This is a genomic window from Streptomyces sp. NPDC050121, assembly GCF_044460385.1.
GTDB lineage: Bacteria > Actinomycetota > Actinomycetes > Streptomycetales > Streptomycetaceae > Streptomyces > Streptomyces soliscabiei.
The window spans coordinates 17,093-41,632 of record NZ_JBITJV010000061.1; the positions used below are offsets into that span (position 1 = coordinate 17,093).

At 69.3% G+C, this 24,540-nt stretch carries 21 protein-coding genes and 1 pseudogene; 9 read left to right on the top strand and 13 right to left on the bottom strand.

The features are described 5' to 3' along the window. Positions 1-73: 73 nt before the first annotated feature. Positions 74-730: a DUF5994 family protein gene (locus tag ACIBTS_RS45800; protein ID WP_399327369.1), complete on the bottom strand. Its 657-nt coding sequence runs from the start codon at positions 728-730 to the stop codon at positions 74-76. Between the two features lie 525 nt (positions 731-1,255). Here ACIBTS_RS45800 and ACIBTS_RS45805 point away from each other — a divergent pair. Together ACIBTS_RS45805 and ACIBTS_RS45810 are read left to right on the top strand one after the other, a co-directional pair. Then, positions 1,256-1,801 carry a hypothetical protein gene (locus ACIBTS_RS45805; protein WP_399327371.1) on the top strand — a complete coding sequence of 182 codons (546 nt, stop codon included), beginning with the start codon at positions 1,256-1,258 and terminating at the stop codon, positions 1,799-1,801. Positions 1,802-2,649: 848 nt separating this feature from the next. Beyond that, positions 2,650-3,921, top strand: coding sequence for a PP2C family protein-serine/threonine phosphatase (locus ACIBTS_RS45810; protein WP_399327373.1), 1,272 nt, complete (start codon positions 2,650-2,652; stop codon positions 3,919-3,921). Positions 3,922-4,160: 239 nt separating this feature from the next. On the opposite strand, the gene ACIBTS_RS45815 is transcribed toward ACIBTS_RS45810, so the two are convergent. The 6 genes from ACIBTS_RS45815 to ACIBTS_RS45840 all read right to left on the bottom strand — a co-directional run bounded on the left by ACIBTS_RS45815 (position 4,161) and on the right by ACIBTS_RS45840 (position 6,878). Next, positions 4,161-4,331 carry a hypothetical protein gene (locus ACIBTS_RS45815; protein ID WP_319670842.1) on the bottom strand — a complete coding sequence of 57 codons (171 nt, stop codon included), beginning with the start codon at positions 4,329-4,331 and terminating at the stop codon, positions 4,161-4,163. 119 nt (positions 4,332-4,450) lie between these two features. Then, positions 4,451-5,044 (bottom strand): alkaline shock response membrane anchor protein AmaP, encoded by a 594-nt coding sequence (amaP, locus tag ACIBTS_RS45820; protein ID WP_399327375.1) that lies wholly within the window; start codon positions 5,042-5,044, stop codon positions 4,451-4,453. 9 nt (positions 5,045-5,053) lie between these two features. Continuing rightward, on the bottom strand, positions 5,054-5,743 hold the full coding sequence (locus ACIBTS_RS45825) for a DUF6286 domain-containing protein (RefSeq protein WP_399327377.1): 690 nt from the start codon (positions 5,741-5,743) through the stop codon (positions 5,054-5,056). Further along, on the bottom strand, positions 5,740-6,186 hold the full coding sequence (locus ACIBTS_RS45830; protein ID WP_399327379.1) for an Asp23/Gls24 family envelope stress response protein: 447 nt from the start codon (positions 6,184-6,186) through the stop codon (positions 5,740-5,742). The genes ACIBTS_RS45825 and ACIBTS_RS45830 overlap by 4 nt, the downstream gene beginning before the upstream one ends. Further along, positions 6,183-6,410: a hypothetical protein gene (locus tag ACIBTS_RS45835; RefSeq protein WP_399327381.1), complete on the bottom strand. Its 228-nt coding sequence runs from the start codon at positions 6,408-6,410 to the stop codon at positions 6,183-6,185. Before ACIBTS_RS45835 ends, ACIBTS_RS45830 begins: the two co-directional genes overlap by 4 nt. A gap of 36 nt (positions 6,411-6,446) precedes the next feature. After that, positions 6,447-6,878, bottom strand: coding sequence for an Asp23/Gls24 family envelope stress response protein (locus tag ACIBTS_RS45840; protein ID WP_399327383.1), 432 nt, complete (start codon positions 6,876-6,878; stop codon positions 6,447-6,449). A gap of 202 nt (positions 6,879-7,080) precedes the next feature. Between ACIBTS_RS45840 and ACIBTS_RS45845 the strand changes: the two genes are divergently transcribed. Both ACIBTS_RS45845 and ACIBTS_RS45850 read left to right on the top strand, forming a co-directional pair. Further along, positions 7,081-7,869 (top strand): hypothetical protein, encoded by a 789-nt coding sequence (locus ACIBTS_RS45845; RefSeq protein ID WP_399327385.1) that lies wholly within the window; start codon positions 7,081-7,083, stop codon positions 7,867-7,869. A gap of 273 nt (positions 7,870-8,142) precedes the next feature. Further along, entirely contained in the window at positions 8,143-9,186 is a 1,044-nt protein-coding gene (locus ACIBTS_RS45850; protein WP_399327387.1) for a fatty acid desaturase family protein, read from the top strand. A gap of 426 nt (positions 9,187-9,612) precedes the next feature. On the opposite strand, the gene ACIBTS_RS45855 is transcribed toward ACIBTS_RS45850, so the two are convergent. Next, a complete protein-coding gene (locus ACIBTS_RS45855) occupies positions 9,613-11,031 on the bottom strand; it encodes an ATP-binding protein (protein ID WP_399327389.1) in 1,419 nt (472 codons plus the stop codon). A gap of 1,648 nt (positions 11,032-12,679) precedes the next feature. On the opposite strand from ACIBTS_RS45855, the gene ACIBTS_RS45860 reads away from it, so the two are divergent. From ACIBTS_RS45860 to ACIBTS_RS45870, 3 genes and pseudogenes are all read left to right on the top strand, one after another. Next, positions 12,680-14,695 (top strand): glycosyl hydrolase, encoded by a 2,016-nt coding sequence (locus tag ACIBTS_RS45860; RefSeq protein WP_399327391.1) that lies wholly within the window; start codon positions 12,680-12,682, stop codon positions 14,693-14,695. A gap of 444 nt (positions 14,696-15,139) precedes the next feature. Further along, a pseudogene (locus ACIBTS_RS45865) lies at positions 15,140-15,500 on the top strand (GNAT family N-acetyltransferase); the annotation flags it as partial. A gap of 123 nt (positions 15,501-15,623) precedes the next feature. Beyond that, the gene (locus tag ACIBTS_RS45870) at positions 15,624-16,193 is read left to right on the top strand and encodes a DUF4232 domain-containing protein (protein WP_399327393.1); all 570 of its coding nucleotides are present in this window, start codon (positions 15,624-15,626) and stop codon (positions 16,191-16,193) included. Positions 16,194-16,829: 636 nt separating this feature from the next. On the opposite strand, the gene ACIBTS_RS45875 is transcribed toward ACIBTS_RS45870, so the two are convergent. From ACIBTS_RS45875 to ACIBTS_RS45885, 3 genes are all read right to left on the bottom strand, one after another. Further along, a complete protein-coding gene (locus ACIBTS_RS45875) occupies positions 16,830-17,417 on the bottom strand; it encodes a TetR/AcrR family transcriptional regulator (protein ID WP_399327395.1) in 588 nt (195 codons plus the stop codon). 134 nt (positions 17,418-17,551) lie between these two features. Beyond that, complete coding sequence (locus tag ACIBTS_RS45880) at positions 17,552-18,037, bottom strand: SRPBCC family protein (RefSeq protein WP_399327397.1); 486 nt, start codon at positions 18,035-18,037, stop codon at positions 17,552-17,554. Positions 18,038-18,072: 35 nt separating this feature from the next. Continuing rightward, entirely contained in the window at positions 18,073-18,882 is an 810-nt protein-coding gene (locus ACIBTS_RS45885; RefSeq protein ID WP_399327399.1) for an FAD-dependent oxidoreductase, read from the bottom strand. 345 nt (positions 18,883-19,227) lie between these two features. Here ACIBTS_RS45885 and ACIBTS_RS45890 point away from each other — a divergent pair, with 345 nt between their 5' ends. Next, positions 19,228-21,426: an MMPL family transporter gene (locus ACIBTS_RS45890; RefSeq protein WP_399327401.1), complete on the top strand. Its 2,199-nt coding sequence runs from the start codon at positions 19,228-19,230 to the stop codon at positions 21,424-21,426. A 128-nt stretch (positions 21,427-21,554) separates the two neighbouring features. On the opposite strand, the gene ACIBTS_RS45895 is transcribed toward ACIBTS_RS45890, so the two are convergent. Continuing rightward, positions 21,555-21,689, bottom strand: a complete 135-nt coding sequence (locus ACIBTS_RS45895) for a hypothetical protein (protein WP_399327403.1) — start codon at positions 21,687-21,689, stop codon at positions 21,555-21,557. A gap of 294 nt (positions 21,690-21,983) precedes the next feature. Here ACIBTS_RS45895 and ACIBTS_RS45900 point away from each other — a divergent pair, with 294 nt between their 5' ends. Then, positions 21,984-22,931, top strand: a complete 948-nt coding sequence (locus tag ACIBTS_RS45900) for a hypothetical protein (RefSeq protein ID WP_399327405.1) — start codon at positions 21,984-21,986, stop codon at positions 22,929-22,931. 8 nt (positions 22,932-22,939) lie between these two features. On the opposite strand, the gene ACIBTS_RS45905 is transcribed toward ACIBTS_RS45900, so the two are convergent. Then, positions 22,940-24,397, bottom strand: a complete 1,458-nt coding sequence (locus ACIBTS_RS45905) for an NF041680 family putative transposase (protein ID WP_399327407.1) — start codon at positions 24,395-24,397, stop codon at positions 22,940-22,942. Positions 24,398-24,540: the final 143 nt, after the last annotated feature.

A 24,540-nucleotide genomic window follows, 5' to 3' on the forward strand; every position in this document is an offset into this window, starting at 1 on the left:
TCGCTTGTGCTGCCCGTTGGCCAAGTGGATGAGGAGCCCGCCCAGAGCGATCACCGTCATGAGCACGCCACAGTCACGTAGGTCTCCATGGTCCCCACATCCCCATCGGCCGATTCGGGGTCGCGACGGGTGCAGCGGCTCGATCTCCGCCCTCGGGCATGGCTGCCGGGATCCGTGGCCGTGCGGCGGGATCGCGGACCCCGTGCCCTCCCTCGGAGTCCCAGACCGCCTCCACGGCCCGATCGGTCTCCGTCACCGTCCGCCGGCGCGCGGCCTGCTCCATCAACCGGCTCGCAGTCGACCTGCCCAGGGGGTCGCTCGCGGCGGCCATCAGCCAGGCGGCCGAGACGGGGTCCGTCTGCGGCGGGACCACCAGCAGGTTCCAGCGGCCCACGTGGTACGAGAGCAGCAGCAGTTCGTGCGGATCCTGCTCAGGCAGGAACCAGCCCACCTTCACGACATGCCCGGCGACAGGCACCTTGCGCGGGACGACCGGCCAGTGGGTGGGATTCACCGTGACCCGCGTGATCCGCCCCCACAGCGGTTCCAGTACGGCTGTCAGGGCCGGGAGTTCCGCCCCGAGATCGCGGGAGCGGGGCCACCATGCGCCGTCCAGAAGAGCCGGCGCGGCGCCGACGGGAGCCAGCGACAGGCGGAGAGGGGAAGAGGTGGGGGAGGCCAACGAGAGCCGGTCTTCGAGTGTCGGCGAGCGGGAAATGGTCGCAGTCATGACGCGAACCCTGCCCCGGGCCGACCGCGGTCGGCCCGGCCTATTCGATCGCCGAAAACGACATGGGCATGTAACCGATGCGCGAAATATCCTCGGCACTTTTAGCGTACTCCTCGGCCAAACCGAATGGATCGTGCCGTCGGCGGATAAATCATTCCCTTGCACTCCCCCTCCGGACAGGCCCGACCCCAAGGCGCTGTCCGGAGAGGACGAGGATCACCAAGCCAGAAACCCACGATGCCTGATGACGAGGGCGAAGTCCCCTTACGGCGGCTCCACGCGGCGGGTGCGCCCAGAAAATGCCTGTCATACGTCCCAGCCCCAGGCATCCCGAGCGGAGTAGGCTCGAAATACCGAGAGCGTTTCGCACACCAGATCAGACACTGGTGCCGTTCTCCGCGCGCAACAGGACCGGATCGTCGAAGACGAGTCCGGGGACAGGTTCGCGCCATGACCGCGACCAGCAGACGTACAGCCGGCACTGAACACGGCCGGCCCCGCGCGCGCCCGAGGGAGGTGAAGGACGTGGAGACCCTCGTCACCGCGGCATTGATCATCGCCGTGATCACCATGGGAATCGCCCTGATCCATCAGCTCAACGCGCAGCACGACGCAAGGATCGCGGCCTACCGCTACAGCGATGCGCAGCCAGGAATCGGCCGCCTGCGGGCGAAGAACCGACGAGCGGCAAAGCCTTCCACATCGCCCACTTCGCCGACTGCCGACGACCTCGAGCCGGGCGGTGCCACGGATGATTCGGCCCGTACCCCGGTGGAAGCAGTGGGCAGGCCGGGACGGCGTCACCCCGCGGAGTCACCGGAACTGCCCTCTGCCGGGAACGTCGACGTGCGCCTCGTCGCCTCGTCCCCCGAGGCCACCCGCCAGGTCGCGGAGGTTCTCCGTCGCTGCTTCGCCTCGACCGAGCAGCGCAGCTACCCCGTCGGCACGGTGGCCGGCGGAACTCGCCTCTACCTCACGGTGGACACCGCCCGCGCAGCAGAGCCTGCCCGCACCTGGCTGGTCACCAGTCAGTCCTCAGAGGACGGCCGTACACAGACGGACGAAATCTGAAGCGGTGTTCCCATGGCAACACTGAGCGAGCGGAAGAACTACCGTGAGGCGATCCTGAAGCCCTGTACGAGGCCACGGAGGGTAATCGGCTCCTTGAAATCAGACGCAGGGCGAAAGCCCTTCCTGGCCGCGCGGAACCGATGGACACGAGAACCGCGAGACACCGGATGCCCGAATTGTGCACCAGGCATAGCATGAAAGCGGGTCGGCACACTCTCACGTGCGACCGGCCCGGAAGGGCGACCCCGGTGTGTATACGCCGGGGTCGTTGGAGCACGACGGACGCGGCCGCCGGGGACAGGGCGTGATCCGTTCCGCCGATGTCCGGTAGTGGCGCGACCCACGACGTCGTGGACCCGAAGGGGGCGCAGGATCGGCACTCTGGAAGCGGTCTACGCGAACACCACTACCGACCAACCGGCCATGGCCACCGTCTGCCCATTCGATCAAGACCAGTACCCTCACCCTGGCCCGCTAACCGGCCGACGTGCCCATGTCCCCGTCGAACCAAGCCCCTTGTGATGACCGGCGTTTGGGGCGACGTGCCGGCCATGACGTGATCGGCTCGTTGGACCGGTCGGCGATGCGAGCCTGTGCTGGTGGACAGCGTCGTGCCACGCTGATCGCCGTTGCCTGCCGGGTGGATCCAAGAGGGGCGGGGTGTGCATTGCGACGGGCACCGTGTCGGGATACGCGGTGCCGGAGGCGCCAGTGCCATTCCGGCCGGCACCGCCCGCACCGGCTGCGGTTTCGACGAGGCCAGGGCACCGGGCCCCCTGGTGAACACCGCGAGGACGCAGCCACCCAGATGAGTTCCCCATGCCCCGGGACGAAGGGAAGTGGCAGCGATGACGGACGGTGGACGGAAGCCGGACCGGATCGGGGTGGACCGGTCGGAGGGGTTTGGCGAACGACTGCTGGGTGCGCTGCTGGACCGGGCCCACGAGATGCCGCCGCAGTTGATCGCCCCACTCGTCGCGGAAGAGGTGGCCAGGGTCGGGGGCCGGGACGTCTCCATCCTCCTGCAGGACTACGAACAGGTGCTGCTGGTACCGCTGCCGGGCCACAGGCTGAAGGTCGGCCGCCCGGAGCCGGTCGAGGACTCCCCCGCCGGCAAGTCGTTCCTGAGCCGCGGCACGGTGGAAGTGCTGGAGAACGGCAGTGTGCGGATGTACCTGCCGCTGCTGGACGGCAGCGACCAGATCGGGGTGATGGCCGTCACCCTGGACAGGGTCGACGACGACGACCGGCGGTTGCTCCGCAGGCTCGCCGGTCTGGTCGCGGACATGATCGTCACCAAGGACGCCTACACCGACCTGTTCTTCCAGGCCCGCCGCAGCGCCCCGATGAGCGTGGCCGCGGAGATCCAGTGGTCGTTGCTGCCCCCGCTGTCGATGACCACTCCGCAGGTCGAGGTGGCCGGAATCCTGGAGCCCGCCTACGACGTGGCCGGCGACAGCTTCGACTACGCCCTCAACGGCGACATCCTGCACGTGGCCATGCTCGACGCGATGGGTCACGGGTTGGACGCGGCGACCATGGCGACGGTGGCCGTCGGCGCCTATCGCCACACGCGACGGGCCCGTACGGATCTGTCCCAGGTGTACGCGTTCATGGACCGGGCCATCGATGATCAGTTCGGCCCCGACCACTTCGTCACCGCACAGATGATGATCCTGGACATCACCACAGGCCGGCTGCAGTGGGTCAACGCCGGCCATCCTGCCCCGCTCCTGATCCGTGACCGCGCCGTGCTGGACCGGCTGGAGAGCCCGACCACGTTGCCGGTCGGCTTCGGCGGCGAGGAGCCGGTGGTCAGCGAGCGGATGCTGCAGCCCGGGGACCGGTTGCTGTGCTTCACCGACGGCCTGATCGAGGAGCACCACACCGGCGGGGAACAGTTCGGTGAGGAGCAGCTCATCGAGTGGACCAACCGGATCCTCCACGACCGCACCGAGGTACGGGCGGTGGCACGAGCGCTCTCCCACGCCCTTAAACAGGAACGCGGCGGCACCACGACCGACGACGCGACCATCCTCCTCATCGAGTGGCGAGGCGGCGACGCCGATCACCTCGCCACCCTCGACCGAGCCCGCGACGAGCTCCGGCTCCCTCGCTGAAGCCTGCCGCTGACCTGGATCTTCGTACCCAAGGTCGCTGTCAGGCGGACAGACGCGCGGCGATCCCCTGGGTACGGAAAGGGTGGTGGCGGCGCATGAGACGGACCCTGGCCGTCAGGCCGCGGAATCGGTAGCCGTGGCCGGCCGGGGACTCCGTGGTCGTCGAACCGCTCGAAGGTCCGCCAGTGACGTGAGGATCGGGTCGGGGCCGGGACTGGTCGGGGGCTTTCGGGAGCCGGTCAGCGGGCCGGGCGCCGTGTGGAGCGCCAGATGGAGCGGGCCGCCAGGTAGAGCAGATCGACGATCAGAAGCAGTACGCCGATGGACATCAGGTAGAGCATGCCGTCGACGGCCGCGCCGATGGCGACCAGAGCGATTCCGGCGATGAGCAGGATCAGGAAGAGGACCATGACGGGATGCCTCCCGGAAGGAACCGTGCGAGATCTGCGTGTTCTCTCGGCTACGGCAGGACACGCTGTGCCTGTGCTCGATGTCGCGTCGGCCGTACTGAGGCTTACCCCAGGGGGTCCTAGGTGGCGCGTTCGGCGCGGTGGCGGGCTTCCCGGAGTCGGACCTTCGAGGGGAGGCGGTCCAGGCCGGCCGAGTCCCGTGCGTGTGCGAGTATTTCGCGGCTCAGTCGCCCAAGAGTCCGCGCTGGATCGGCGTGAGGCTCCAGCAGCAGCCGCACGTGTGCGGTGGGAGCGGTACGTCGGCCCGTCAGCCGGACGTGAGCCCGTGAGACCCCGTCCAGGGCCTGCGCCTCTTCCTCGATGACCCTCTCCAGCGTGCGGCCGTTGAGCCGGGCCGGCGCGCCGTCTTCGCTGTCGACGAGGACATGGTCCAGGCGGTGTCTGCGTTGCGCGAGGAGCCACCACAGCAGCAGGGCCAGCAGCACGGCGAGCACCGCGATCACGGTCGGCCACCACCAGCCTTCGTCCCGCCACCGGGTGCGTCCCCAGGCGCCCAGCACCACGTCGTCCGGCCCACGGAAGGGCCACCAGCCCGGCATGCCGAAGTCCCAGTGGCGCTGCAGGTCCAGTGCGCCCAGCAGTACGCCGCCGCCCAGGGCGAACAGTCCGAGGCCGAGCAGTGCGAGCAGCACCCGGTTCGCCGTCTTGAGCATCGGATCACCTCAGCCCTTCTTCGGGCGCCGGACGCGCACGGCCAGTGTGGGTTGCCGGGCCAGACCCAGGGACGTCACGGCTTCGCCCAGCTCGGTGTCCAGGTCCGTGCGGACCTCCTCAAGATCGCGGAAGTGCGCCTGTGCCCGGGCCTTCACCCTCCGGCGGCCGACATCGATCTGTGCCGACTGGACACCGGGCACCTGCATGGCCCGGTCGCGCAGCACCAGGGCGGCCGCGCGGCGGTCGAGCCCGGCACGGACGTCCTCTGTCCGAGGGATACCGGTGGGCCGCCGCATGGGCAGCAGCCTGCGCAGTCCCGGCGTCACCGCCAGCAGGAAGAGCCACAGGCCGAGGGCCATCGCCACCGCGGCCCCGACGATCATCCAGACGTCGTCCAGGGGCCGTGTGGCCAGTTCCTCGGCGAGCCACCGCCGCCAACGCATCGCATTCCGGCCTGCCCGGACCGAGACCACGTCGTACAGGAGAAATCCGACGGCCGCGGCGGACAGCAGGGCCACCACGGCCGCGGGAATCCGCCGCGACGACCAGAAACGGTGCGCCGACCGGTCTGATCCGTCGATCACCTTCGTAGCGCCCTCGGCCGCCCCCGGGGTGCCGTCGGCGGACGGTGCCGCCTGTCCCGGACCGGAGGAGAGGTCGCTGTCACCGGTCGGCTGCCGCGAGGTGTTCGCGCTCATCTCACCCTCTCCCGGTCCGTGTGCCGCGTATGCGCCGAGTGCAGCTGCCCGACCGATACCGCGAGGTCGGACACCTCCATGCCGGCCAATGCCCTGATCCGCTCGGTGACCTCCCGGCGCACCGCGGCGCACTGCGCCCCGATGTCGGAGGGATAGCCGAGCTCGACGGTGATGTGCAGCCGTGCCTCGCCGAGTACTGGCTGCCGTCCGGTGGCGGACTCGGCGTCCCGTCCTGCGCCGGTCCGTTCCGGCGCCCGCCGTACGGATGTGCTCACGTGTGGGGTCCGACGGCCGGGTGGTACGTAGCCGGCCGACTCGGCGAACCGGCTCAGCGCCTCGCGCGCCACCCGGGCCGCGATCTTCGCGACGACCCGGTCGGTGACGGCGGTCGCCCCGCGCTCCCCGCGGGGGACGCCCGGACGCTCATCGGCTTCCCCGCTCACTGCCGCCAGTCTCCCCGGGCCTGTCGCCGGTCGTCGCGGATCCGATCCTGCCGGTCCCGGCGGCGGACGAAGTCGCCCAGTTCGAGATCACCCTCCATGAACCGCCCGATGACGAGACCGACGAGGCCCAGCACCAGCACCAGCAGGAAAGCCCAGAAGTCACCGAAATACGCGGCGAAACCCAGCGCCATTCCGGCCATCAAGCCCACCACGGCCCTGCTCATTTCGCGCTCCTTCACACACTCGGGCTCCCGCCCCGGCTACTGGATCCGCTGCCGCTCCTCCCCTTCGTCCTCCTCGTCGGGCAGTTTCACGTCGCTGACCGTGATGTTGACTTCCACGACTTCGCGACCCGCCATCCGCTCCACCGCGGAGATCACGTTCTCCCGCACCGCACCGGCCACGTCCGTGATCGAGACGCCGTAGTCGACGACGAGTTCCAGATCGATGGCCGCCTGCAGTTCTCCGACCTCGACACTGACCCCGCGCGTGGCGGACTTGCCGCTGCCGGCACCGGGCATCCGCTCCCGCATGGATCCCATCGAGCGGGCGAATCCGCTGCCCAGGGCATAGACGCCGCGTACGTCCCGTGCCGCCATTCCGGCGATCTTCTCCACCACCACATCGGCGATGGTCGTCCGGCCGCGAGTACCGGGCGCAGCGCCGAGCCTGACGCCGGTGTTCTCAGTCATCGGGATATTCCTCCCTCGCGAGGCCACAGAGCACCCATTACTCGGATTATAGTCTTTTTAGTACCTTTTGCCCGACTGTAGAGCGTGAGACGGGGTGGTCCGACGAGTGGCCTGAGGCCCCTGCCCCGAGCTCTCGCGGACGCTCCGGGCAGAGCGCCGCGGGAAGAGAACCGCGGCCGTGGAGAAGAAGGGTGAGAGGCCAGTGACCGAGGCGTGGACGCAGGCAGTACGAAGCCGGCTTGGCCTGGGCCGGCTGCTCCCGCTCGGCGGACCCGACGACGGGACGTGGATCACCGAGCAAGCGGCCGTCCAGGCCCTCGCGCGCACTGCCGCCGAGGTCCCCGGTGTCCGACTGGAGTCCCTGCGCATCGGGTCGGCGCCGCACCAACCCGTGTCCGAGCCGGCCGTCCGTCCGCCGGCCAGCGCGCTGCCGCCTGGCCCGCTCACCATCGAGGCCGCCTTCACCGCATCCCTCGTGCGGCCGCTGCCGGAGACCGCCGACGAATTGAGGAGCACACTGCTGGGCGCGGCCACTGAACGGCTCGGGCTGGCCACGGTGACGGCTGACATGCGCGTAACGGATCTCCGTGAGGTCCCGGAGGCAGGCGTGACGTCTCGGACCGCGGCGACGGCCATGAGGCCCACGCCGGAAGCTGCGGCCGCGCGGAGCTCGCCACCGGTGACCGGAACAGGGTCCATGCGGGGACTCGTCGGGGAGCTGGCGGACGTCGCAGCGGGTGTGCCGGGCGTCGCCCGCCTCACCGCCGTGCTGGGCAGCCGCCCGGTCAGGGTGGAGGACCATGATGATCCACCCGGCCGACACATCGAGGTTCACCTCGCGGTCGGCCCCGGACACCATCCACTGAAAGTCGCCCGCGCCGTCCGGGAGGCGGTAGCCGAGGCAGCCTCCACTGACACCCCGGGCCCTGCCACCGTCGCCGTCCTCATCACGGAAACCGCGGCTGGCGACGGAGTTCGCCGGTCACCGTAATGAGTGCCCCTCAGTGATCAGCCGCCCCCCTTCACCGGCCGTCCCCGGTTCTTCCCTGAAAGCGCGCGGCCGTCGCTCCGCCAGCCCTGTCCTGCCACGGTGTGAGACCTGACTGGCAGGGAACCCGCATGCAGAGAGGGACGTCGTCCCTGCTCCGTGGTCGCGCGATGTGCATCCGCAACGGCGGAAGCGCATCCCTGCCTGTGGGCCGGTCTCAGCAACTCCCGAGGCGGCGCCTGACCATCTGCCTCCTTCGGAGAGAGTTTCAGCCACATGACCACAGACACCACGGTCCACCCCCCGCCCTCGGAGACGTCCGGCAGTGACTTCGCCCGCTTGTCGAGAAAGATCGCTGATGCCGGCCTGCTGGGGCGCCGTCCCGGCTATTACGCAGTGCGGATCACCGTGGTGGCCGCGCTCTACGTCGGTGGGTGGGCCGTCGTCGCGCTCATCGGCGACAGCTGGTGGACCCTGACCGTCGCCGGCTTCCTGGCCGTCGTCTTCGGCCAGGTCGCCCTGCTCGCCCATGACGCGGCCCACCGTCAGATGTTCCGCCGACGCCGGGCCAGCGAGGTGTCCGGACGGATCGCCGGTGTTGGTATCGGGATGGGCTATGGGTGGTGGCAGGACAAGCACACCCGCCACCACGCCAACCCCAACCATGAGGAACTCGACCCCGACCTCGACCCCAACCTGCTGGTCTGGTCCCAGGACCAGGCCCGGGCCGCCACGGGCCTCCCCCGCCTGATCGGCCGCTGGCAGGCGTTCTTGTTCTTCCCCCTCCTCACACTGGAGGGCTTCAACCTGCACGTGTCGAGCGTGAAGGCGCTGGGCAACCGCTCGCTCAAGCACCGAACGCTCGACGGCACCCTGCTGTTCGCGCACTTCGCGGTCTACCTGACCGTCCTGCTCTGGCTGCTGCCACCCGGCATGGCGATCGCCTTCCTCGCCGTCCACCAGTGCCTGTTCGGCGTCTACCTCGGCTCGCTCTTCGCGCCCAACCACAAGGGCATGCCGATCCTGAAAGGCGAAGACCGCCCGGACTTCCTCCGCCGCCAGGTGCTCACCTCACGCAACGTGCGCGGCGGCCGGTTCACCGACATCGCACTGGGCGGTCTGAACCACCAGATCGAGCACCACCTGTTCCCCAGCATGCCCAGCCCCAACCTGCGCCAGGCCCGGCCCATCGTCCGGCGCTACTGCGAGGACCTGGGCGTGGACTACGTGGAGACCGGGCTGATCGCCTCCTACCGGCAGGCCCTTACCAGCCTCCATCAGGCCGGAGCACCGCTCAGGCATGCCCGCGTCCCTACCTAGAGACGCGGCTGCCGCAGCCGTCGGTGCCCGTGATGCGGTGACTGACACGGCACACATCGGTCCAGGAGCAGGGCTGTCCGGCATACGGCGACGACTGCGGCACCGTCGACGACGAGCTCTGGTCGGCGGTCGGCCTTTCCCCAGGCCAGGCACCGCAATGTCGGCGTTTCCGCAGGTCACAGCCCCGTCCAAGGAAAACTCCTAAAGCGGGTGTCGCAGGTTCGAATCCTGCCGGGGGCACAGCGCATTACGCCGCCGACCTGGGGTTTCTCGCCCAGGGAGGCACTCCGCTCGGCCTCGGACCCACTGTCCGGGGCCGTTTGCGTGAGCGGGAGGACGTCACCGTCGCGATGGGCCGGAGGCTCGGCCAACCCAAGCTCGACAGGCAGGCCGTACGCCTCCGGCCCGACACGTATCCCCCCGTGCTCAGGAGGACCACGCCGCGAGGAGTTCCGCCGGGCCGTACGCAGCGTCGAGCCCCGTGCAGTCGGTCCCGCTGCGCGAGACAGCAATCACAGGCACGGGAGCAGGTGTGAGCGCGGCGCGGTGCCGGTGCAGAGCCGCGAGATCGTGCCGGTCGAACGGGGAGTTCTCCAGCCACTTCACCGAGCCGACGAACAACAACTCCTTGGCGATCGGCGCGCGGTCCGCTCCCACGACGTCGATCTCCACATCGTTGGTACGGGTCCAGTAACCGCCGATGGCGGGGGCGGCAGGGAGGTTCGCGTCAGGCAGCAGCCGTGCCAGCCCCTCGCGCACCAGAGGTTCAATGGCCCTGCCACGCCAACTGGTCCAGTTTTCACGGATGCGCTGCAGTGTCAGGTCACCCCGGCCCCGCTCGATCTCTTCCATCGCCGGGCCCAGGAGCTTCAGCCAGAAGCGGAGGTAGGGATCCGCGACCCGATAGCGACGATCCTTCGAAGGCCGCGTGGACACGGGAAGCTCCGCCGCGATCACCCGCTTGTCCGCAAGGATCCCCAACGACCGCTGCAGCGGGGTCGCCCCGATCCCGCCAGCGGCGCGGGCAATATTGGAGAACGTCCGCTCACCGCTGCCGATCGCCGAGAGGACGGTGCGGGCTTGGACCTGCTGGGGGAACTCTGCAGCAAGCGAGCGCTCTGCCGACACCAGCAAGGCCGAGACCGGATCGCTGAGCGCCGCCTGCAGGAACTCCCACATTCCGGCGCCGTGCGTCCATTCCGCACAGATCAGAGGCAGCCCACCGGTGATCAAGGCCGCATCGAAGGCCGAGGCAGGATCGAGGCCGAGCATCTCGCCCACCTCCGCCGGGTTGAGCGGACCCAGCACCATCTCCCGTCCGCGCTGGTGGAACGGGCGTCCATAGCTGTCCAGCGCCTCCATCATCGACAGATCGGAACCGATGAGAACCAGCAGAACTGGCTTCTTCTCCAACAATCGGTCCCAGGCTCGTTGAAGCATGCCCTCGAAGGCGCCCTCCGCATCCATCAAATAGGGCACCTCGTCCATGACCACCACGCTCGCCCGGTCGTGCGGCAGTGCCGCCGCCAGTACGTCGAAGGCCGCATCCCAACTCGCCGGGCGGGCCGCGGACAGCAGATTCGCCAGCGGAAGGCTGGACGACTGCGCATCCTGGCCGAGCCGCTCCAAGTCCGCCCCCGGCGACGCCCCTGTGGCGGCATAGAAGAGGAACGGCGCACCGGACCTCTCGGCGAACCGCTCCACCAATCGCGACTTACCCACCCGGCGGCGCCCTCGAAGCATCACGCACCGCCCGGGCCGCTCCCCACCGACCCCGGCCGTCACCTTGCCCAGCTCGCGATCCAGCGTCTCGAGTTCGTGCCGCCTGCCCACGAAATCTGCCATGCCGCCACCTCTCCAGCCTCACCTAATGCCGCAGATACTAACATCGCAGTTAGCAACATTGCAGTTAGTTACAGGCGGTGAGTCGGAGACGCCTACTTCCCCCGGTGCACCACGGGAGAAGATCAGCCTTCCGCGCCCCGGCATGGTCCGCCATTGGACACCCCCACGGTCGCCGGGCGCGTGAGCGGTGCGTGAGCGGACTGTGCAACAGGAGCGCGCTCCCTGGCGCATCCAACGCCTCAGGGCACGGGCCGACACCCAGCGCACAAGCCCGCGCAGCACAAGCCCGCAGCGGAGTATGGGCTGACAGACAGCGAAGCCCAGCGCCCCAACGCTCCGGTCCATCACGCAGCCGCCGTTCCGGCTCCGCAGCCGCCGCAAGCACGGCGCCGCTGATCACCACTCCACGGGCAACGCGGGAGAGCGCCGCGTGGTGTCGCCGATCACCGGGCTCACGCATCCAGCCAGTACGGCAGCCGCACGACGATCTCCCGGACTCTCGCGCTCATGAGGATCTCTCCAGAGGGGTTATGCGTCCGGGATCGACTGGCCTCGCGAGACTCGTCCGGATCACGCTGTCACTGGCGCGCAAAGCCGACGCCAGTTCTCCTGCGGCCCGGCATGCCCCCTGCACCGAGGGCGCAGGCGTCCACCAGAGCGCGGCAGCCCTGCGCTTGCCGCTCCGTAGCAATCGCGGTGAACAGAGGGTGCGCCTGGGTCTCGCGAGCCGCTTAGCCTTTCTTTTTTCCTCAACCTCTAGTCGAATAGCGCCACTTGAAGCACACGTGTGTCGTGCGTTGCGGATGTCCCTGACCAGGACCCCATCTACCTGCAGCCGACCGCGTCACGGGAAGGACCCCCACAAGTGACCTACAGACCCTGGATGCTCAGGGCAGCGGCGACCAGTGTCACCCTTGCAGCGGTGGCAGCCACGTTCTCGGCCTTCGCGGTGGCGCAGGCCACGAGGGTGCACCGACGGCGACCGCGGACCGGCACGATCCGATGGACCACGCCGAGCACGACCACGACTTGGCGCCAACATCGAGATCGAGATCGTCAAGGAGTCCAGGGACGGCTCCACGATCTTGCTCAAGGTCGGCCCCGCGGTGAAGTACGCACTCCGACCGGAGAAGCCACGACCGGCCACAACCTCGGACAAAGGCCGTGGCCGGTCCCCACGGCAACCCGATCACCGGGATCCCGGCCACCCCCTTTCCGACTCCTCATCCCCTTCGGAGCCCACGGGGATGACCTCACGGCCGATGCAGTCCTCGCATCGTGCCCACGCTCGTCGTCTTCCTGTTCCTCTTCCTCCAGCGCTGCACCTGCAACGGGTCCGCGCGAGGCGCCACGAAGCAGTCCGGGCCGGGTTCACGGCTCTGGGTCGCAGACCTGCGAGTGGAAGACGGCTCGTCCCCCGGAGTGCGACGACTGTTCGACGGCCGACTGAGCAGGCCGAGCAGCCGCCTGTCCACAGCTACCTGAGTACCCCCGGCCCGGCATACGACTACGGCGACCAGCCGCCGTGCCCGACGACGCCTGGCGCCGCCGACGGGGGCGGCCCACGACACCCCTCGGGGCGGGGCACCCCGGCCCCCCGGGGGCACCTCCCCTTGGCGAGAGATCGCCACGTCAAACGGAGACACACATGCCCAGCTCTCCCCTGAACCGTCGCACGTTCATCCTCCTCGGTGCCACAGTCGCCGCGGCAGCCGGCGCCCGGACATCGGTGGCCGCCGCGGCGACCTCCCCGACCGCGCCCGTCGGCGCGCCGACGCCGGTCCGGATCGTCGACGACAAGGCGACCCCCGCCACCCGCGCGCTGTTCGCGTACCTGAAGCGGCAGCAGGGCAAAGGCATCCTGTTCGGTCACCAGCACGACCTCACCTATGGCTTCACCTTCACCACCCCCGACGGCAAGGCGTCCGACACCAGGGCGGCGGTGGGCGACTACCCCGCAGTCTTCGGCTGGGACACCCTCATCCTCGACGGCGACGAACGCCCCGGCGTCGAGGGCGGGACCGAAGCCGAGAACATCGCCGCGCTCAGCCGGTGCATCCGGCAGGGGGACGCACGCGGCGGGATCAACACCCTCAGCGCCCACATGCCGAACTTCGTCACCGGCGAGAACTTCTACGACACAACGGGCCGAGTGGTCAGCCAGATCCTTCCCGGAGGCGCGAAACACGCGGACTTCAACGCCTTCCTCGACCGCATCGCGAAGGCGGTCAAGGGCGCACGGCGGCCGGACGGCACCGCGATCCCGGTCGTCTTCCGCCCCTTCCACGAGAACAACGGAGGCTGGTTCTGGTGGGGCGCCGGCCACACCGCCTCGGCCGAGTTCATCGAGCTGTTCCGCTACACCGTCGAGTACCTGCGCGACACCAGGGGCGTCCACAACCTGCTCTACGCCTACTCACCCAACTCAAGTTTCGGAGGCGACCCGACCGGCTACCTGAGGACCTACCCGGGCGACCGTTTCGTCGACATCCTCGGCTACGACTCCTACGACGAAAACGCCGGACCGACGCCCTGGCTGGACGGTGTGGTGAAGGATCTGGCGATGGTGGTCCGGCTGGCGAACGAGCGAGGCAAGGCACCGGCCTTCACCGAGTTCGGGGAGGGCGGCACCGAGGTCCGCAACCGGCAGTGGTTCACCCAGCTGTCGCAGGCCATCCAGGCGGACCCGCTGGCCCGTCAGATGACGTACATGCTCACCTGGGCCAACTTCGGAGGGGCCAAACGTGCTTATGTCCCGTACCCGGGCCACGTCCTGCTACCGGACTTCGTCGCCTACCACCAGGACCCCTACACCCTGTTCGCCGCCGATCTCCGGGGGGTGTACTCCGCTCGCACCACCGCTGTCAGGAACACCCCGTTCATGCACCTCGTGACCCCTACGGACCGGCAGCGCGTAACGGCCTCCAAGACCACCGTCCGGGTGCGTGTCACACCCGCGAGGGCGAGCCGGGTCACCTACTCAGTGAACGGCGGACGGGCCAGACGGCTGCGCCTCGACGCCGACGGCTTCTACTCGGGCGACTGGTCGATCGACCCGGCCACGCGGAACAACCGCTCGGTGACCCTCACCGTGAGCGCGCGGGCGGACGGCAAGACGCTCACCGACTCGGCCGTGGTCCTCCTCGCCGAGGTCCAACCGCTGCCTGCCGGCTGGGTCGACGACTTCGAGGGATACGCCGGAGACGACATCGCCCTGAGCGAGGCGTACACGCATGTCAACTCCCACACCCTCACCCTGTCGGCCGACCACAAGTCCTCGGGCTCCTTCGGACTGGCCTACGCGTACGACTTCACCGGCGCCGAGTACACCGGCACAGGCAAGCCGGTCGACGCGGACTGGTCCGCCTTCACGTCCCTCGCGCTGTGGCTGCAGGGCGACGGTTCCGCAAACGGCGGGGCGCTCCAGATCGTCGCCGGCGGAGTCGATTTCTGGTACCAGGTTCCGCTGTCCGACACGAGCGGGCAGGAGGTCAGGGCACCCTTCAGCGAGTTCACGCCCGCTCCCTGGGACACCGCACACGCCGGAGCCGTGCTCGACGCGGCTCACCTCGCCAAGGTGACGGCGTTCAATCTGTACCTCGTCCATGGGAGCGGCGCGGCGACCAAAGGCATCGTGTACGTGGACGACATCAGGGCCGAATGACACACCGGCACGCGGTAACCCCCTGCCGAATGACACACCCTCCGCGGGGTTACCGCCGCCCGAGTCCCCTTGCGCCGAGATCACGCTCCCGTGCGGGGACCGTTGGAAAGCGTGGCCTGACCGACCAGAACCAAAACACCCGCCATCAGCATGGCCACAGAGCGCCCACCCCTGCCCAAAACCACCCTGACCTGCTGCTATTTATGCGTCAGACGCTTGCAACTCTCGTGCACGAGACACGAGTTGCCAGTCGTACGCCTACGCCGAGCCGCAAGCGCCGCAGCTGCAGCTGCAACAGCCGTAACAGCCCCCCCTCTCACCGACGACATGAGCAACAAAATCGACCAGCTCAAGGAACTCGGCGAGCTCAAGGACCAAGGGGTGCTCATCCAGGCCGAGTTCGAGGCGCAGAAGCGCCAGCTCCTCAGCAGGCAGTGGATCACCGCGCCCCTGGAAGAGGAACCGGACTCCCCCGACGGCCTGCTGAGCGGGCACGTCGTGGTCAAGGAGGTCGTCGGGGGAGCTGGCCGCCGAGGTCGGGTACTGGACGGCCGCGCACGCCCGGGGACGCGGGGCCGCCCCCCGCGCCCTCGCCGCCCTCACCGACTGAGCGCTCGACGCCTTCGCTCCCGCCGGGCTGAGCCGGCTGGAACTGCTGCACCAGTTCGGCAACGCCGCCTCGTGCCGTGTCGCGGAGAAGGCCGGGTACGGCGTGGAGGCCGTACTGCCCGCCATGCCTCCCGCGTATCCCGAGGACGGCCATCTGCGCGGCTGCAGCCTGTCGTCACCGTTCCGTCACAAGTAGTCGCCGCACGGAACCCTGCCGCTCTCCCGCCCTGTCTGCACTCACGTACCACGACCACGCGTACCGCGGGGCAACAACCGACGACCGAAACCCGCGGACGAGACGACTCAGGGGGACAACAGCATGCGGCACAGCAACGGCATTCGCAGGGCGGCTCTGGCAACGACGGCGGTCACGGCCGTCGCGGCGGCGGTGACCGGCATCCTGCCCGGCACCGCCATGGCGGCGAGCACCACCACCTCCACCCCGCCGCCCGCCTGTTCGGCCTCCGCCCTCCAGGTCAGCGCCTGGCAGGCCGCCCACCCGCCCGTCGGGACGGGGACCGGGGCGGCGGTCGTGCAGTTCACCAACGTCTCCCGGAAGACGTGCGTCCTGAAGGGCCATCCGACGGTCGCGGGCGCCGGCAACGGCTCCCCCGCCCACAACACCCCGCTCAAGGTCACCCCCACCGGCAGGGCGGCCACCGTGACGGTCCGGCCGCACGGCAAGGCGTGGGTGAAGCTGACCTTCGTCCAGGTCCAGGGGGAGGGCGACGGCTACTGCGTGTCGGGCAAGACTCCGGCGGCGTATCCGACGATGGTCATCGGGCTGCCGCACTCCGGGAAGCACCAGGTCGCCCTGAACGAGGGGTGGTGGGCCGAGTGCGACAACAAGGTGACTGCCACCCCGGTCTCGGCCGTCAAGCCTTCCTGACCCCCGTCCCCGCAAGTCGAGCAGCCTGCATGACGATCGCAAGGCTCTGACCTACACGCGCGCTGGAGGCGCTTCTTGCGCTCCAGGTCCACCACAGGAGCATCGTGCCAGCGAGCGCGTGCGGTTGCACCGTTCTGACATCCACAGGTGACATCAACGACCCCGGACGCCAGCACTCCTGGGCGGTCCTGCACTGCTGGCGGGGTCAGGCGGCTCCCCGGCAGTGCCGAGGAGTGATCGAACTCCTAAGCGGGTGTCGCAGGTTCGAATCCTGCCGAGGGGCACAGAGAAACACCTGGCCAGAGGCCCTTCCGTCCATCGGGCGGGAGGGCCTTCGTACTCGCAGCACACATGTGGCACACATGCGGCTGCGGGCAGAGGTGGGGAGCTTTGCGAGATGCCCGCGAAGGACGAGCTGGCTCGGCGACGGTACGAGAAGCTGGGCGACCGCTTGGAGGGCCTGATGCGGGCTTCACTGAAGCCTCGCTACCGGGGCTAAGTGGAGAGCGGTCTGCTCCCTGCGGCGTCCGGCCGCCCATCCATGCGACCACGGCACCCCACGCCGACCGCTGCGCCGACCGTGATCGCCCGCTGGGGACGGAGGCCGCGGTGCGGCGTCGTGATCGCCGAGCGGCCTCAGGCCATGGCCAGGACGGCCGAGACCAAGGACCGCAGGCAGACGCGCTCGGCTTCCTCGTCCGGCAGGGAGAGGTGCTGCATCGTCAGTCCGTCGAAGCCGGCCAGGAAGAACCTCGCGATCGTCTCAGCGGGCTGGCCGAGCCGGTGACCGGTGCGTTCGGCGGTCTGCTCGACCAGCTTCGTCGTCACCGCCAGGATCTCGCTGTAGTGGCTCTGAAGAGCCTCCTTCAGGTGTGGCGTCCGCAGGGCGAACATGCTCAGCTCGGTGAGCAGCTGGTGCGAGGCGGGCTGTTCGAGCACGGTACGCCAGAGTGCTTCGGCGAGCGTGACGATGGTTTCCTCGAAGCTCTCGTCCGTGGGCGCGGCCCGTGTCACCTGGTCGATGAGGTCGTGCGTGAGCTGTTCCATGACGGCCCGGTACAGCTCCTCCTTCGTGCCGAAGGTGTAGTGCACGGTCGCCTGTGCCACGCCGAGCTCGGCGGCGATGGCGCGGGTACTGCCGGCGGCGACGCCCTCCCTGGCCATGAGGCCGATGGCCGCCTTGATCAGTTGCGGGCGGCGCTCCGCCGTGGATACATGAGCCATGACGCGATCCTATCCGACTCAGTCTGTCGAACAGGTCGCTCGACAAATCAGCGGTACATGATGATGGCCGCTCCTGGGCCGGCGGCCGGTCGGACGGGCGGACCGGCCGCCGGCCCAGGAGCATGCGCCGCCTGTCAGAGAGCGGTCCTCGACGCCTCGGAACGGAGCAGGGTGTTGAGGTTGGCCATGGAGGTGCGCATGCCGGCGCGCATCGCGGGCTGCTGTATGGAGTCGAGGAGCAGGCCCAGCGGGCCGAGGCCGATGGTGTACTCGACCTGGTAGAGCATCTCCGTCGCCTCCCGGCCGTCGGCGCTCTGGACCGGGCGGAACTCGAAGATGTTGGTGACGTCCTGGAGCGGGGCGAATCCGGCGCCGGTGTCGACGCGGCGCTTGAAGGGCTCGATCTCCCTGACGGTCCAGACCGAGTCGGTCTTGAGCGGGCCGAGGGTGCGGTTGCGCTCGGAGTAGGTCTTGCCGACGGTGGCGACGCCGTGGTGGTCGGTGACCTCGATGGCTCCGGCGACCCACTCGGCGTACCGGTCGGTGCGGGAGATGACGTTCCAGACCCGCCCGAGGGGGGCGTCGATGACGGCGGTCTCGGCGACGACGAAACGGTTCATGGCAGGGTTCCCTTGCTTGTCGGTACTTCTTGCGCTCAGTTCTGGTGGAGGAGTTCGGTGGCGGTGTGCTTGCCGGAGCGGACCGCGCCGTCCATGTAGCCGTTCCAGTAGGGGGAGAACTCGGCGCCCGCCCAGTGCACGCGGCCGTGGGGGCGGCCCATCCACTGGCCGAAGTCGGTGAGCACGCCGGGGGCGGCGACGGAGGTGGGGCCGCCTTGGGTCCACTGCTCGGCGGTCCAGTCCTGCTCGACGTAGTCGACGGTGTCGAAGGCGCGGTCCCCGACGACCTGGGCGAAGCAGCGCAGGACGGCGCCTCGGCGTTCGGCGGCCGGGCGGTGGGCCCACTTGCGCCATTCCCGGCCGCCGAGGAAGCCCATCAGGACGCCCGGTCCGCCGTCGGGCGGGGTGTTGTCGAACATCTCGCGGATGGGGGAGCCGCCGCGCAGCAGGCCCATGCCGGAGAGCCCGTCCTCCCGCCAGAACGGCTTGTCGTAGACGGCCACGCACTTCATGAGGGTGCCGAACGGCAGCCGCTGGAAGAGCTGGTCCTGCTGGGCCGGCAGCAGCGGGTCCCACACGATCCGCGAGGCCACCAGCGGCGGTACGGCGACGATCACTCGGTCGGCCCGCCAGTCGCCGGCGTCGCAGACCACGGTGACACCGGTGGAGTCCTGGCTGACGCGTCGCACCGGCGCCGACAGGTGGACGCGGCCGGCCACGGACTTGCCCGCCGCGACGAGCTCCCGTGCCGCGGTCAGACCGGCCAGCCCCGCACCGATCACCACCACATCCGCCCTGCGGGCGTGGTGCGCCGTGGCGATGTCCCTGTTCTGCGTGCTGCTCATGATCACTCCTTGCCCCGGGGTGGTCCCGGCGCTGCGGACGTGCTCCGCGGGAAGAGCAGCGCAGGCCCCATGACCTGGCGCTTCCCGGGGGCGGCGTGCTCCGGTGGCCATCACCATACAGATGGCATGGTCGACTGACAATGTCGGATGTTCCAGTTGAGTGATTTGATCGCACGACTTGAGCAAGTGATAAAGTCGGTGCTCGAAGCAGCTCGATGCCGCCGACGGCACCGGCATGCCTCATGCTCGTGGCCGCTCGACGGCGCGGGCCGACCCGTTGTGCCGTTCGTCCCGCTTCCGCGACGAGACGTCCGGGACATCCCGTAGCGACCTTGGGAGTTCGCCATGGCAGTCCTGCTCCATCGGCTGGGCCGCAATGCCTACCGCCATCGCAAGCTGGTCCTCGGTATCTGGCTCGTGGTCCTGGCCGCGTTCATCACGTGCGCCGGCGTCTTCGGCGGCAAGCTCGACGACCGCTTCGCCGTGCCGGGCACCGAGTCGCAGCGCGCGCTGGACACGCTCGGCGAGACGCTGCCCGAAGCCTCCGGAGCGGGCGCCCAGATCGTCTTCACCGCACCCGCGGGCCACCACATCACCGAGGCCCCATACACTGCGGCCATCGCCGGAACCGAGGCGGCGGTCGTGAAGGCGCCCCAGGTCAAAGCCGTCATGGGCCCGCGCCTTTCCGGGGCTGTCTCTGCCGACCGGAGCACGGCGATCGTGCAGGTGCAGTACTCGGTGCAGCGGGCCGAGGTACGCCCTTCGTCCCTGGACGTGATCGAACGGGCGGCCGAGGCGGCCGAGAAGAGCGGGCTCAGGACCTCGGTGGGCGGCAGTGCTTACGGCAGCAACGGCGTGCACATAGGCCCGTCCGAGATCATCGGTGTCGCCGTCGCCGTGCTCGTCCTCGTCGTCACCTTCGGCTCCCTGCTCGCCGCGGGCATGTCGCTGCTGCCCGCCCTGCTCGGCGTGGCCGTGGGACTTGCCGGGCTGCTCGCCCTCACTCCGGCGGTCAGCATCTCCTCCACCGCCGTCACGCTTGCCCTGATGCTGGGGCTGGCCGTGGGCATCGACTACATCCTGTTCATCCTGACCCGCCACCGCCAGCAGCTCGCCCGCGGAACCGACCCGCAGGAGTCCATCGCGCTGGCCAACGGCACGGCCGGCAGCGCGGTCGTCTTTGCCGGCAGCACCGTGATCATCGCCCTGGCCGCACTCAGCGTCATCGGCATCCCGTTCCTGACCGTGATGGGTCTCGGTGCCGCCGGAGCCGTCCTCGTCGCGGTCCTGGCCGCGATCACCCTGCTCCCGGCCCTCGCCGGATTCGCCGGCACTCGGTTGACCCCGAAGCCCGGCAGCAAGGAGGCCCGGCAGGCCACCGATCCTGACGGATCCGCCGGCCGGGCGACCCTGGGCGCCCGCTGGGTGAGGACCGTCGTCGCCAAGCCCCTGCTCACCGTCCTGGCTGTCGCCGGCATCCTCGTCGCACTGGCGCTCCCCGCGGCGGACCTGCGCCTCGCCCTGCCGGACAACGGCTCGGCCCCGGTCACCTCCACCGAACGCAAGGCGTACGACACGGTCAACGACAAGTTCGGCCCCGGCTTCAACGGCCCACTCCTGGTGCTGACCGAGACCGACAAGGGGTCGGGGGCGCACGCAGGTGCTCAGGCCGCGCAGAAGCTGCGGGACCTCAAGGGGGTCAAGGCGGTCCTGCCCCCCGTGCCCACACGCGACCCCGCGCAGACCGTCATCCAGGTCATCCCGGAGACCGGTCCGGACAGCGCCCGCACCGACCGGCTCGTCCGCGACATCCGTGCCGCCGCCCCGGACATCCGCGAGACAACCGGAGCGACGGTCGCGGTCACCGGCACCACCGCCGTCAACATCGATGTCTCCAACCGCCTCAGCGACTCCCTGCTGCCGTTCATGGCGATCGTCGTCGGCCTGAGCCTGATCCTGCTGACCATGGTGTTCCGCTCGCTGGTCGTCCCGCTCAAGGCCGCCGTCGGATTCCTGCTGTCGGTGGCGGCCTCGCTCGGCCTGGTCGTCGCCCTGTTCCAGTGGGGCTGGCTGGCGGACACCCTCGGCCTCGCCCACACCGGTCCCGTCGTCAGCTTCCTGCCGATCATCCTGATCGGCGTGCTCTTCGGACTCGCCATGGACTACGAGGTGTTCCTCGTCTCCGGGATGCGGGAGGAGTGGGTCCACACCGGCATGGCCCGCGGATCGGTGATCGACGGCGCGCGACACAGCGTCCGGGTCGTCACCGCGGCCGCCCTGATCATGTTCACCGTCTTCGCCGGGTTCTTCCCGCTCGACGACGCCCTGATCAAGCCCATCGCCTTCGCGCTCGCCGTCGGCGTCGCCATCGACGCCTTCGCCGTCCGCCTGACCCTCGTCCCGGCAGTCCTCGCCCTCGCCGGACGGCACGCCTGGTGGCTCCCCGCCTGGCTCGACCGCGTCCTGCCCGACCTCGACGTAGAAGGCACACGCCTCCAGATGGCCCCGCAGGTGCAGCCCAAGGAGCCCGAGCGAGTCTCCTGAACCGGCTGCGCACCCGGCGGATCCGCCGCCGGCAGAGGCCCTGACCCGGACGGAGCACCACCTCCGGGCCAGGGCCTCGCCTTTGCTGGGGTGCCGTCCCCCAAGGTGCCCCGATCACGGGGATACGATCAGGCTGGCTGGAACACCGTCTCCACCATGGCGAGCAGCACGGCGCGACCCTCACCGAGTTCGCACCAGCCCCGGGAGAGACGAGGCGTGTTGCCCGACGCCTGCTGCGGGTCGACAAGGGCACACCTCGACATGTACTTCCGAATGCATCCGCCGCCTGAATGTCCACTACAGACCGGCGTCGGACCGCGTCCAACGCCCTCACCCAGCCCGGAAGGCCTCTACCGGAACCAGATTCAACGTCCTCTCAAGCGGAACACGCAGCAGGCGTCTCCGCTTGATCGTGACGCCGCGTCCTCTGCGGGATGCCGGACGGCGGCCTTCTACACGTCCATGTCGACGCAGACCCGGTCCGCGCAACGCGGACGGCCGATCCCTCGTCTGGCAGGGAGAACAGCCAGGAACCACCCCCCTGAACGGAGTGCTCGGTGCTCATAGGACTCCTGACCGCCGTTGCGGCCTCGATTTGTTACGGCACGGGCTCCGTCCTCCAGGCCGTCGGCTCCCGCAAGTCGGCCCGCCGCGAGGCAGCCGCCGTCGGGCACACCGCCGGACAGGTCACCACGCATGGCGGCCCCAGTCTCTCTTCCACCGCCCAGGCCGCGATGACCTGGGAGTTCGTCGTCGGCACGGTCCTGGACTTCGTCGGCTTCGGGCTCGGCGCGCTCGCCGCCCGTCTGCTGCCGCTGTTCCTCTCCCAGACGGTCATCAGCGCCAACCTCATCATCACGGCCGTCCTGAGCGTCAGGCTGCTCGGCATCCGGCTGACCCGGGCGGAGTGGACCTCGATCGCGGTCGTCTGCTCGGCGCTGGTGCTGCTCGCGAGCGCGGCGGGCCCTGAGGGCAGCGGGCACACGCCGATCACCACCCACTGGTGGCTCCTCACGATCTCACTGCTGCTGATGGCGGGTGGCACGGTCCTGGTTCGGCTGCTCGGCGCCCGGGCCGCGATCATGGCCGGTCTGCTCTCGGGTCTCGGCTTCGGCGCGCTCGGCGTGGGCGTGCGGGTGCTGAACGGGATCGATCCGTTCGACCTGGGCACGCTGCTCACCGACCCGGCCCTGTACGCCATTCTCGTCGCCGGAATCGGCGGCATGTACCTGCACACCATCGCGCTGCAGATCGGCTCGGTGAACGGGGCGACGGCGGCGCTGGTGGTCGGCGAGACCGTGCTGCCCGGCATGATCGGCGTCTGGTGGCTGGGGGACGCCTCACGCCCCGGCTTCGCCTGGCTGGCGGTGACCGGCTTCGTCCTGGCGGTCTCGGGCGCGGTTGCGGTGGCCTGGTTCGGCGCGCCCGAGAACACCGGGAAGGACGTCCCGGCCCCGACCGACACCCCCACCCAGAACCCTGCGCTTGCCGAAAACCGAGCCTAGCTTGATCTTTAACCTGTGCGGCGGGGTCGTGGGGTGGTTGACTTCTTGGTTCGCTGCTTCGACGTGGGTGTTTTCCGGGGTGTGTGCACGTCGTGGCGGGGTGTGGGCCGGTTGTTCTTTCTGCCTGGAGGCCGTCCGGGGCCGGGGTGGGAGGGTTTCGGTGCTTGTGCTGGGCAGCTGACCTTGGGGCGGATGTGCCGAAAGTCGCGGCGGACGCGGGCGGGAGTGAGCCTGTGCGGCGGGGTGGGCCTCTCCCAGGGACGACGCCGGTCGGCTGCGAGTGGGCGGGCGAGCCGCAGTTGGGTGTAGGCGGCGAGGATGAGCCAGGTCCATCGGTCGGCTGCCTCGGGGGTGCGGATCTTTGGAGAGGTCCAGCCGAGGGTCTGTTTGAACAGGCGGAATGTGTGCTCGATGTCGAAGCGCCGCAGGTATGTCTGCCAGAGACGGTCGGCGTCGGCCGCAGTGGCATCGGTGCCTGACCACCACAGCCAGACCGGCTTCGGTGTTGCTCCGCTGGGCAGGTGGCCGATGTCCAGGCGGATCACCGTTCCTTCGACGATCGGGAGGGTGCCGCCGTCGGCTGCCCAGGAAGAGCGGTGGGTCAGCTTGGGGTGCAGCCGGTTCCAGGAGCGTGCGATGGCGGTTCCGTAGAGGCGTGTGTCGGTGACCGTTTCGGTGTCCGGCGTGCCCCAGCTGTCAGGCTGCCCGAAGACAAACTCGCCGCCATGCCGGGGTGGTCGGCCCTGGGTGTGCGGGAGGCGGGGTGGGGCAGCCCTGCGCAGGACGCGGTCGGATCGCATCCTGGCCAGCACTTGGACTGGTAGGTCTTGGAGGAGGAAGCCGAGACGGGGTGCGTCGTATCCGGCGTCCGCAACGATGAGGATGTCCGGGTCACCCGCCTGCCACTGACCTGCTGCGATGAGTCGCTGCAGCAGATCACGCAGTTGCCGGGCCGTGACGGTCGCGGTGTCGTCCCCAGGTGCCAGACGCAGTGCGTCCAGCGGCGCGGTCCATGAGCTGCGACCCGGCTCGAGCGCGCAGATGATCGAGTAGGGCCAGCCGGGGACCGGGATGTGGTGGTCCTTGCCCCGGCCGTAGGTGTGACACAGGATCCGCTCGGGTGAGGTGTGAGCGTCGGGCCGCAGCCAGCAGGTGACATCGACAGCAAGGACCAGCCGGCCGTCGGCAGACCGTGGCAGTGGTACTTCGGCCAGTGCCCGCCGCAGCCGGCCGGCATCGACGCGTCCACGGGTCATGGCCGCGTAGAGCCCTCCATGGCCGCGGCGGTGTTCACCCACCAGCGACAGCTCGGCCAGCGACCTCACCGGCCCGTCGCCGCACAGAATGGCATCAGCCAGTTCGAACAACGCGTCCGAACGAGCGGTCAGACAGGCATAGAACTCGCCCCGGAAGCGTGACAGTTGCGCCACCGGCTCTCGCCGGATGTCGTGATGCAGCAGACTCATCCTCACGGCCTTCGTGCTGAACGTGTGTGTTCCTTGGTCGGAGCACATGTTCAGCCGAAGGCCGCTTCCGTGTACGGCGGTTACCGGACCAGGTGATCAAGTTCGACACACCATTCGACGCCGCATGTTAAAGATCAAGCTAG

Bases quoted from the DNA above. Each gene is read 5' to 3' on its own strand.
- ACIBTS_RS45825 (WP_399327377.1), bottom strand. From the start codon at position 5,743: ATGAGCGCGAACACCTCGCGGCAGCCGACCGGTGACAGCGACCTCTCC.
- ACIBTS_RS45890 (WP_399327401.1), top strand. From the start codon at position 19,228: ATGGCAGTCCTGCTCCATCGGCTGGGCCGCAATGCCTACCGCCATCGC.
- ACIBTS_RS45810 (WP_399327373.1), top strand. From the start codon at position 2,650: ATGACGGACGGTGGACGGAAGCCGGACCGGATCGGGGTGGACCGGTCG.
- ACIBTS_RS45855 (WP_399327389.1), bottom strand. From the start codon at position 11,031: ATGGCAGATTTCGTGGGCAGGCGGCACGAACTCGAGACGCTGGATCGC.
- amaP (WP_399327375.1), bottom strand. From the start codon at position 5,044: ATGCTCAAGACGGCGAACCGGGTGCTGCTCGCACTGCTCGGCCTCGGA.
- ACIBTS_RS45815 (WP_319670842.1), bottom strand. From the start codon at position 4,331: ATGGTCCTCTTCCTGATCCTGCTCATCGCCGGAATCGCTCTGGTCGCC.
- ACIBTS_RS45875 (WP_399327395.1), bottom strand. From the start codon at position 17,417: ATGGCTCATGTATCCACGGCGGAGCGCCGCCCGCAACTGATCAAGGCG.
- ACIBTS_RS45840 (WP_399327383.1), bottom strand. From the start codon at position 6,878: ATGACTGAGAACACCGGCGTCAGGCTCGGCGCTGCGCCCGGTACTCGC.
- ACIBTS_RS45870 (WP_399327393.1), top strand. From the start codon at position 15,624: ATGCGGCACAGCAACGGCATTCGCAGGGCGGCTCTGGCAACGACGGCG.
- ACIBTS_RS45800 (WP_399327369.1), bottom strand. From the start codon at position 730: ATGACTGCGACCATTTCCCGCTCGCCGACACTCGAAGACCGGCTCTCG.
- ACIBTS_RS45895 (WP_399327403.1), bottom strand. From the start codon at position 21,689: ATGTCGAGGTGTGCCCTTGTCGACCCGCAGCAGGCGTCGGGCAACACG.
- ACIBTS_RS45860 (WP_399327391.1), top strand. From the start codon at position 12,680: ATGCCCAGCTCTCCCCTGAACCGTCGCACGTTCATCCTCCTCGGTGCC.
- ACIBTS_RS45885 (WP_399327399.1), bottom strand. From the start codon at position 18,882: ATGAGCAGCACGCAGAACAGGGACATCGCCACGGCGCACCACGCCCGC.
- ACIBTS_RS45850 (WP_399327387.1), top strand. From the start codon at position 8,143: ATGACCACAGACACCACGGTCCACCCCCCGCCCTCGGAGACGTCCGGC.
- ACIBTS_RS45905 (WP_399327407.1), bottom strand. From the start codon at position 24,397: ATGAGTCTGCTGCATCACGACATCCGGCGAGAGCCGGTGGCGCAACTG.
- ACIBTS_RS45835 (WP_399327381.1), bottom strand. From the start codon at position 6,410: ATGAGCAGGGCCGTGGTGGGCTTGATGGCCGGAATGGCGCTGGGTTTC.
- ACIBTS_RS45880 (WP_399327397.1), bottom strand. From the start codon at position 18,037: ATGAACCGTTTCGTCGTCGCCGAGACCGCCGTCATCGACGCCCCCCTC.